The 8,294-nt window shown below is 67.4% G+C and carries 7 protein-coding genes and 1 pseudogene; all 8 read right to left on the bottom strand.

Going from position 1 to position 8,294, the window contains the following annotated elements; all coding sequences use genetic code 11:
- Window positions 1-37: 37 nt before the first annotated feature.
- On the bottom strand, window positions 38-793 hold the full coding sequence (locus ACRDSQ_RS04930) for a succinate dehydrogenase/fumarate reductase iron-sulfur subunit (protein ID WP_431419170.1): 756 nt from the start codon (window positions 791-793) through the stop codon (window positions 38-40).
- 1 nt (window position 794) lies between these two features.
- Window positions 795-2,708 (bottom strand): fumarate reductase/succinate dehydrogenase flavoprotein subunit, encoded by a 1,914-nt coding sequence (locus tag ACRDSQ_RS04925; protein WP_431419169.1) that lies wholly within the window; start codon window positions 2,706-2,708, stop codon window positions 795-797.
- A gap of 45 nt (window positions 2,709-2,753) precedes the next feature.
- Window positions 2,754-3,536 (bottom strand): hypothetical protein, encoded by a 783-nt coding sequence (locus ACRDSQ_RS04920; protein ID WP_431419167.1) that lies wholly within the window; start codon window positions 3,534-3,536, stop codon window positions 2,754-2,756.
- Between the two features lie 81 nt (window positions 3,537-3,617).
- A complete protein-coding gene (locus ACRDSQ_RS04915; protein WP_091371644.1) occupies window positions 3,618-3,899 on the bottom strand; it encodes a hypothetical protein in 282 nt (93 codons plus the stop codon).
- Window positions 3,900-4,149: 250 nt separating this feature from the next.
- Window positions 4,150-6,174: a discoidin domain-containing protein gene (locus ACRDSQ_RS04910; protein WP_431419164.1), complete on the bottom strand. Its 2,025-nt coding sequence runs from the start codon at window positions 6,172-6,174 to the stop codon at window positions 4,150-4,152.
- Window positions 6,171-6,486 (bottom strand): annotated as a pseudogene (locus ACRDSQ_RS04905) (tetratricopeptide repeat protein). The gene ACRDSQ_RS04910 and the pseudogene ACRDSQ_RS04905 overlap by 4 nt, the downstream one beginning before the upstream one ends.
- A 63-nt stretch (window positions 6,487-6,549) precedes the next feature.
- Entirely contained in the window at window positions 6,550-7,131 is a 582-nt protein-coding gene (locus ACRDSQ_RS04900) for a regulatory protein RecX (protein ID WP_431419163.1), read from the bottom strand.
- Window positions 7,131-8,294, bottom strand: a complete 1,164-nt coding sequence (locus ACRDSQ_RS04895; protein WP_431419161.1) for a hypothetical protein — start codon at window positions 8,292-8,294, stop codon at window positions 7,131-7,133. Before ACRDSQ_RS04895 ends, ACRDSQ_RS04900 begins: the two co-directional genes overlap by 1 nt.

Raw genomic sequence — 8,294 nt, 5'->3', positions numbered from 1 at the left:
TCCGGGAGCCGCGCTCGGCTCCCGGAAGCCCCGGAACTCACGCCTTCTCGCGCTTGAACAGCTTGCTGCCCAACCAGACGATCGGGTCGTACTTGCGGTCCGCCACGCGCTCCTTCCTCGGGATGAGCGCGTTGTCGGTGATCTTGATGCCTTCCGGGCAGACCTCGGTGCAGCACTTGGTGATGTTGCAGTAACCGAGGCCGTGCTCGTCCTGCGCCTCGCGCACCCGGTCGGCCGCGTCGAGCGGGTGCATCTCCAGCTCGGCGATCCGCATGAGGAAACGCGGGCCCGCGAAGGACTCCTTGTTGTCCTCGTGGTCACGGATGACGTGGCACGTGTCCTGGCACAGGAAGCACTCGATGCACTTGCGGAATTCCTGCGACCGCTCGACGTCGACCTGCTTCATCCGGTACTCGCCCGGCTCCAGGCCCGGCGGCGGGGTGAAGGACGGGATCTCGCGGGCCTTCTTGTAGTTGAAGGACACGTCGGTCACCAGGTCGCGGATCACCGGGAACGCGCGCAGCGGCGTGACCGTGATGACCTCGTCCTCGGTGAAGGTCGACATCCGGGTCATGCACAGCAGCTTCGGCCTGCCGTTGATCTCCGCCGAGCACGAGCCGCACTTGCCCGCCTTGCAGTTCCAGCGCACCGCGAGGTCGGGCGCACCGGTGGCCTGCAGCCGGTGGATGATGTCGAGGACGACCTCGCCCTCGTTCACCTCGATCAAGTAGTCGTGCAGTTCCCCGGTCTGGTCGTCGCCGCGCCAGATCTTGAACTTCGCCTTGTACGACACCTCAGGCCGTCCTTCCCGGGTGACTGCCCAGCTCGTCCTCGGTGTAGTACTTCTCCAGCTCAGGCAGCTCGAAGAGCTCGATCAGGTCCTGCCGCATCGGCACCTGCTCCTTCGGCGTCACCTCGACGCCGGGAACCACCGGATCATCGTCCTTCGCGCTGCACGCCAACAGCTTGTTGCGCCACTGGGCGTCAAGCCCCGGGTGGTCGTCGCGCGTGTGGCCGCCACGGCTCTCCGTGCGGATGAGGGCCGCGCGGGCGACGCACTCGCTGACCATCAGCATGTTGCGCAGGTCGATCGCGAGGTGCCAGCCCGGGTTGAACTGCCGGTGGCCCTCGACGGTGACGTTGCGGATGCGTGAGCGGATCTCGGCGAGCTTCTCCAGCGCCTGCTCGATCTCCTCGGACTTTCGGATGATGCCGACCAGGTCGTTCATCGACTGCTGCAGCTCGTTCTGCAGCGTGTACGGGTTCTCCTCGACGCCATCGGTAGGCGGGTCGAACGGCGCCAGCGCCATCTCCGCCGCCGCGTCCACATCGGACTGCGACACGGTCGGCCGCGACTGCAGCGACTCCACATAGGACGCCGCGCCGAGACCCGCGCGCCTGCCGAAGACCAGCAGGTCCGACAGCGAGTTGCCGCCGAGGCGGTTGGAGCCGTGCATGCCGCCGGAGCACTCGCCCGCGGCGAACAGGCCGGGGACGCTCGCCGCCGCGGTGTCCGGGTCGACCTCGATGCCGCCCATCACGTAGTGACAGGTGGGACCGACCTCCATCGGCTCCGCGGTGATGTCGACATCCGCCAGTTCCTTGAACTGGTGGTACATCGAGGGCAGCCGCTTCTTGATCTCCTCGGCGGGCAGCCTGCTCGCGATGTCGAGGTAGACGCCGCCGTGCGGTGAACCGCGGCCCGCCTTGACCTCGGAGTTGATCGCGCGGGCGACCTCGTCACGGGGCAGCAGGTCGGGCGTGCGCCGGTTGTTCTCCTGGTCTGTGTACCAGCGGTCGGCTTCTTCCTCGGTCTCCGCGTACTGCCCCTTGAACACCTCGGGGACGTACTCGAACATGAAGCGCTTGCCCTCGGAGTTCTTCAGCACGCCGCCGTCGCCCCGCACGCCCTCCGTGACCAGGATGCCCTTGACACTGGGCGGCCAGACCATGCCGGTCGGGTGGAACTGGACGAACTCCATGTTGATCAGGGTCGCGCCCGCGCGCATGGCCAGCGCGTGGCCGTCGCCGGTGTACTCCCAGGAGTTCGACGTGACCTTGAACGACTTGCCGATGCCACCGGTCGCGAGGACCACGGCCGGGGCCTCGAACAGCACGAACCGGCCGGTCTCGCGGTAGTACCCGAAGGCGCCCGCGATCCGCTCGTCATCCTTCACCAGCTCAGTGATCGTCACCTCGGCGAAGACCTTGATCCGCGCCTCGTAGTCACCGGTCGCGGCGAAGTCCTCCTGCTGCAGCGAGACGATCTTCTGCTGCATGGTGCGGATCAGCTCGAGGCCGGTCCGGTCGCCGACGTGCGCCAGGCGTGGGTACGTGTGGCCGCCGAAGTTGCGCTGGCTGATCCGGCCGTCCTCGGTGCGGTCGAACAGCGCGCCGTAGGTCTCCAGCTCCCAGACGCGATCCGGGGCCTCTCGGGCGTGCAGCTCGGCCATGCGCCAGTTGTTGAGGAACTTGCCGCCGCGCATCGTGTCGCGGAAGTGGACCTGCCAGTTGTCGTTGGAGTTGGCGTTGCCCATCGACGCCGCGCAGCCGCCCTCGGCCATGACTGTGTGGGCCTTACCGAACAACGACTTGCACACGACCGCCACGCGCAGCCCGCGCTGGCGGGCCTCGATCACCGCGCGGAGCCCCGCGCCGCCCGCTCCGACGACAACGACGTCGTAGGAGTGCCGCTCGACCTGACTCATTGGATCCTCTCGAAAGACAAACTGTGGTGGGGAGGGCAGGTTCTCCTAGAAGAACCGCAGGTCGGAGATGACGTCGCCGGCGACGAGCATCACGTAGAGGTCGGTCAGCATCAGCGTCGCCAAGGTCGTCCACGCCAGCTGCATATGGCGGACGTTCAGCTTGGAGATCAGCGTCCAGGCGCGGTAGCGCACGGGGTGCTTGGAGAAGTGCTTGAGGCGGCCACCGGCGATGTGCCTGCACGAGTGGCAGGACAGCGTGTACGCCCAGAGCAGGATCACGTTGATCGACAGGATCAGGGACCCGAGGCCGACGCCGTTGGTGAACGAGAGCACCGCGTCGTAGGTGTTGATCACCGAGATGACCAGCGCGACGTAGAAGAAGTACCGGTGGGCGTTCTGCACGATCAGCGGCAGGCGGGTCTCACCGGAGTAGCTGCCGTGCGGCTCGGCGACCGCGCAGGCGGGCGGGGACTGCCACACCGAGCGGTAGTACGCCTTGCGGTAGTAGTAGCAGGTCAGGCGGAAGCCCAGCAGGAACGGCAGGGCCACGAAGCCCAGCGGGATCCAGCCCGGCAGCTCCGGAAGCGGAGTGCCGAAGTGGCTGGATCCCGGCAGGCACGACTCACTCAGGCAGGGCGAGTAGAACGGCGTGAGATAGCCGTACTCCTCGACCCAGTACCACTTGCCCATGAACGAACGGGCGCCCGCATAGACCACGAAAGTCAGCAGTCCGAGGTTCGTCAGCAGCGGCGGGAGCCACCACCGGTCCGTCCGAAGGGTGCGCGCGGAGATCCGCGCCCGCCTGGGGGCGCCGACGCCTGACGTCATCGTTTCCTCGTCTTTGTTGCGATCCTCACGGGCTCGGGGCGGCCCGCGTCGGATACATCTCGTGGTGGGGACCCTGGGGCGTTATCGGTGGTAGCCGCCGACTCCTTCGTCGTCGGCTCCCTGCCACAGGGCGGGGTCGTACGGGGTGTCCGGCACGACGACGAACTCGCCTTCGGCCGCGGGCCTGGGCACGGGAGTGCTGGGGGTCGCGGAGAACTCGCTCGAGTCGATGTCGAGCCGTTCGATGTCGTTCATGAGCCTGCGCACCGCGGGGATGTCGCCGTAGCGACCCCGCAGCGCGCCGACACAGTGCCGCAGCTGGCCGATCGTCCGCTGCAGTTCGTGGATCTCCGTGCTCGACATGTACGCACCTCCATACGCCGGTCCATTCGCGGACCCCGGCCGAGGGTGGACCGAGGGTGCCCGCTCGTTGCCGACTTTGCCTGCCGACAGCAGATGTGACAAGTACCACATGGGGCCGGTCGGCGGGTCACTGACCCACTACGGAGAAGCATATTCCCGTGTGACTTCGGGCACACACCGGGTGATTTCGCGCACAAAAACTGGCGGGAACCGTTGCGGCGCAACGGTTCCTGCCAGTTCCGGAGTGGACTCAGTACACGCCGACTTCTCGCAGTGAGTAGCCGTAGTTCGTCCCCCTGCGGACTCCCTGGACTTTCACATGACGGGCCGAAGTCGGCGCGAATGAGACCACATCGAGTCCGCCGGACGCGCCGTCGACCGCCGCCACCGACCGCCAGTTCTGGCCGTCATCGGACACCTCGACCCGGTAGGCCGACCCGTAGGCGGCCTCCCAGCGCAGTGCGACCCGGCTGATCTGGCGCTGGGCACCTAGATCGATCCGGAACCACTGGCCGTCGCTCCAGCCAGACGCCCAGCGGGTGCCTAGATCGCCGTCGACGGCCCGGTGCGGCCGGAAGTCATACCAGAGGCTCCACTCCGACGAACTCGCCGTCGCCGTCGCGCCCCTGGCCAGGTTGGCGGGCGCCTGGAACCGCTCGGCGGCCCCCCAGGTGCGCAGGTAGGCCTCGGCGCCGCCGACGAGGTCCTGGACGATCTCGTCGCCCGCCACCCGGCGGATGTCCTCGATCCAGTCGGGCATCAGGCCGTAGTGCGCCATGCCCTCCATGTTGACGTCCCAGGTCCGCTCGCCCATCCGCTGCCGGTCCAGCGTCACGCTGCCGTCGGCCGAGGTGAACGGGTAGGTGACGCCGTTGCCCGCGTTGTCCGGGCGGGGCCCGGGCAGGCCGCCGAGGCCGTTGACGTCGATGCCGAAGCCGTAGCCGGTGATGCCGTGCTGGTCGCGGTAGCCCTCGCCCTGCTGCCAGCCCGCGAGGAACTGCGGCGCCGAGTGGCCGTACTGGGCGATCATGCCGCCGAGGGCGTAGATCCGCGGGAAGTACTTGGTGTCGGTCCAGCTGTGCGACGACACGACACCCGGGTAGCGGACCTCTTCGAGCAGGTCGAGGGTGCGGTCGGCGGCCTTGACGCTCATGTGGTCGACCTCGACCATCATGCCGCGCGCCATCATGCCCTTGACCATGTGCTCGCCGAGGTCGGTGAGCCCGCGGGTGTTGCAGTGCGGCGCGGGCGGGTACACCGGGAGCGGTACCAGCGGCTTGAGGGCATCGGGGATCGTCCCGGCTGCCGCGATCGTGTTGTCAGCGTATTCGGTGGTGCAGGTGCGGGCGTCCCAGAACTGCCCGGTGCCCAGGAAGTTGGCCGCGTTGACCGCCACCCCCGCGACCCCGCCGTCGAAGCGGACACCGCACAGGGCGTTGTCGTACTTGTGGCAGACGAACATCGTCCGCACGCCGAGCGTGTGCATCTCGTCGAGTCCGCGGTCGATGTCGGCCTTCGAGCACTGGGCGACCCCGAGGATCTGCCTGCAGCCGAAGGGCTCGGAGGTCTCCACCCCGAGCAGGACGGCGAGCTTGCCGTCCTCGATGGTCTTGCGCGCCTCGTCTTGGCTGCGCGCCACCCTGAGCCAGCCCTGGCCGGGGCCGCCGTTCTCCGCGTCGATGTAGTTCTGCAGGTCGTTCATCAGGCGCGCCTGCAGCCGGATGGAGTCCATCTCGTTGCAGGGCTGGTTCTTGATCGGGTAGAGATCGCACAGCTGGCGGTTGGAGACCAGGTGGTTGACCATCAGCCGCAGCCCGCCGCGCCAGGCGCGCTCGATCCACTTGTAGTAGGCCTGTTGGTGCGTCAGGGAATTGTGCGCGGGCCAGTCCTTGAAGCTCGGATACCCGACCGGGTCGTGCGTGCCGACCGGAGAGCCGGTCTTGGTGAAGTTCTCGAACCAGGCGAACTCACCGTTGGGGAAGTGGTCCGGGCAGTCGACGAGCGCCTTCTGCGGACCGGCGGGGTCGAAAGGCTTGCCGCACACCACGTTCCCGCCGAACGCGACGTTCGAGAAGACGTGCGTGTGGGCGTCGAGGAAACCCTGGACGGTCCCGTCGGGCAAGGTCCCCTTGTACGGCACGCCCACCGCCCCGACTTCGGTGTCGGGCGGGTTCTGGGCTGCCTGCCCCATCCCGGGCAGCGCCGTGACACCCGCGGCGAGCAGCACGGCGACCGCGACGGTCAGCTTTCGGACGGATAAGCGAGGACGGATCATCGGGTTCCTCCTCCAGGTCGAAACCAGAAAGATACTCGCGAGTAATTCTCACGTAAAGACCCTGATCTACTCCTTTCGACCAGCAGGCGTGCGTAATTCGCCATGGAGCGCTGGTAGCGCGGCAGATGCCGGGCGAGGGCGCCGATCACCAGGGAGACGGCCTCCCGCTCCCGGACGGCGTCGGAGGTGGTCCGACCCGGCGTTCATCTCGGCGGTCAGCAGGTCGACGCTCTCCTGCGGCCTGCCGATGTTGCGCAGCGAACTGGACATCTGGATCACGGCGCGGCGCCTACGTTCGCCGGCTTCGTTCACCGCGACAGCTTCGCAGACACCCGCCTGCCGGTCGCACCATTTGGCACGACCGGGCCGCGCGGCTCAGTCCGGAATAGTGTCCAACTCGGACGCGTCGCCGCCATAGGCGGACAGCTCCTCGCGCACCACCCGGAAGGCCATGCCCTCCGAATACCCTTTGCGGGCCAGCATTCCGACGAGTCTGCGGATGCGCACCTGATCCTCCAAACCCGACATCGCGCCGAGTTTCTTGCGGACCAGCTGCCGGGCGCGTTCGTCCTCGGCTTCGCTGTCAACGGCGTCCACGGCTTCGGCGACGACCTCGTCGGCCACGCCCTTGCGCCGTAGCTCCATGGCGAGCGCGCGGCGGCCCAAGCCCTGGTAAGTGTGGCGGGAGCGGACCCAGCTCTCGGCGAAGGCTTCGTCGTCGATCAGGCCGATGGCGGCGAACTTGCCGAGGATGGTCTGGGCGACGTCGTCGGGGATTTCCTTGCGGTGCAAGGCTTGTTCGAGTTCCTGGCGGGTTCTCGAGCGGACCGTGAGCAGGCGGTAGCAGATCTCCCTGGCCTTGGCTGCCGGGTCTTGTTCCTCGGGTTTGCGCGATTCCTCGGGGGACGAGTCGCTGCCCGTCCCCCGAGTCCTGCGCGCGTACTTGCGCTCCGCCACTAGAACTCGACAGGCGCCGCGACTGTCTCGTCGACGTCGAGTTTCGCGCCGATGCCGAGCTTGTCCTTGATCCGCTTCTCGATCTCGTCGGCCACGTCCGGGTTCTCCAGCAGGAACTTGCGGGCGTTCTCCTTGCCCTGTCCCAGCTGGTCGCCCTCGTAGGTGTACCAAGCGCCCGACTTGCGGAGGATGCCCTGGTCGACGCCCATGTCGATGAGCGAACCCTCGCGGCTGATGCCCTTGCCGTAGAGGATGTCGAACTCGGCCTGCTTGAACGGCGGCGCGACCTTGTTCTTCACGACCTTGACCCTGGTGCGGTTGCCGACGGGCTCGCCGCCGTCCTTCAGGGTCTCGATGCGGCGCACGTCCAGACGCACGGAGGCGTAGAACTTCAGCGCCTTACCACCGGTGGTGGTCTCGGGGGAATTGTGCACCATCACCCCGTCGACGAAGTAGTTGTGATTGCCTTCGACCTGAATATCGAACTTCTTCATCGAACGGGTCTTCGGCTTGACGTGCACATCGAGGACACGGACCGGCACCGGGCGCAGCTCGGTCGGTGCGAACTGCGGCTCGACACCGCACCGGCCCCGGAACCGGGGAAGCAGCTTGTGCGCCATCGACAAGTGCACGTACCGGGCGACGATCTCCTGGAACCTCGTAGTTGCCGCCGTCGTGAACTGGATGCAGGTGGTGCGGCGGGCGCCCCGGGCCACCAACGTCACGTCCAGCCCATGCGTGTCCCGCAGGTGCTCGACGAGCCGATCACGGGACCCCTCGCTCAACGCCTCGACGCGGATCTCCGCCCGCCCGCCACCTCCCCGAGTGCGCTCCTGCACACCCTTGGAGGGCACCTGAAGCCCGCCAGCGTCCATGTACCAGACGGCCAGTGCCAGCGGCGTCAGCGTCTTGAGGTACTCCGAGCTCAGGTGCTTCTTGCCGTCGCCGAGGTACACCGCCCACCGCAGCTCGTCCAGCTCGGGCAGGGGACTGAAATCGGCAAAGACGGCTCCACGCGAATCCACGCGCCGAGAGTGCTCGATGTTGGCCAGCAACGACACCTTCCAGTCGAGGTAGGCCACCTGCTTGGCGCCGTGGCCAAGCCGGAAGCGAGCCCCCGACCGCAGCCGCCGATTTGGCGACAGGTTGCCATCGCCCATCAC

Origin of the sequence: Actinokineospora sp. (assembly GCF_050699995.1) — a bacterium.
Classification (GTDB): domain Bacteria; phylum Actinomycetota; class Actinomycetes; order Mycobacteriales; family Pseudonocardiaceae; genus Actinokineospora.
Note: the sequence above shows the minus strand (reverse complement) of the source record. Positions and strands in the feature narration are given on the sequence as shown.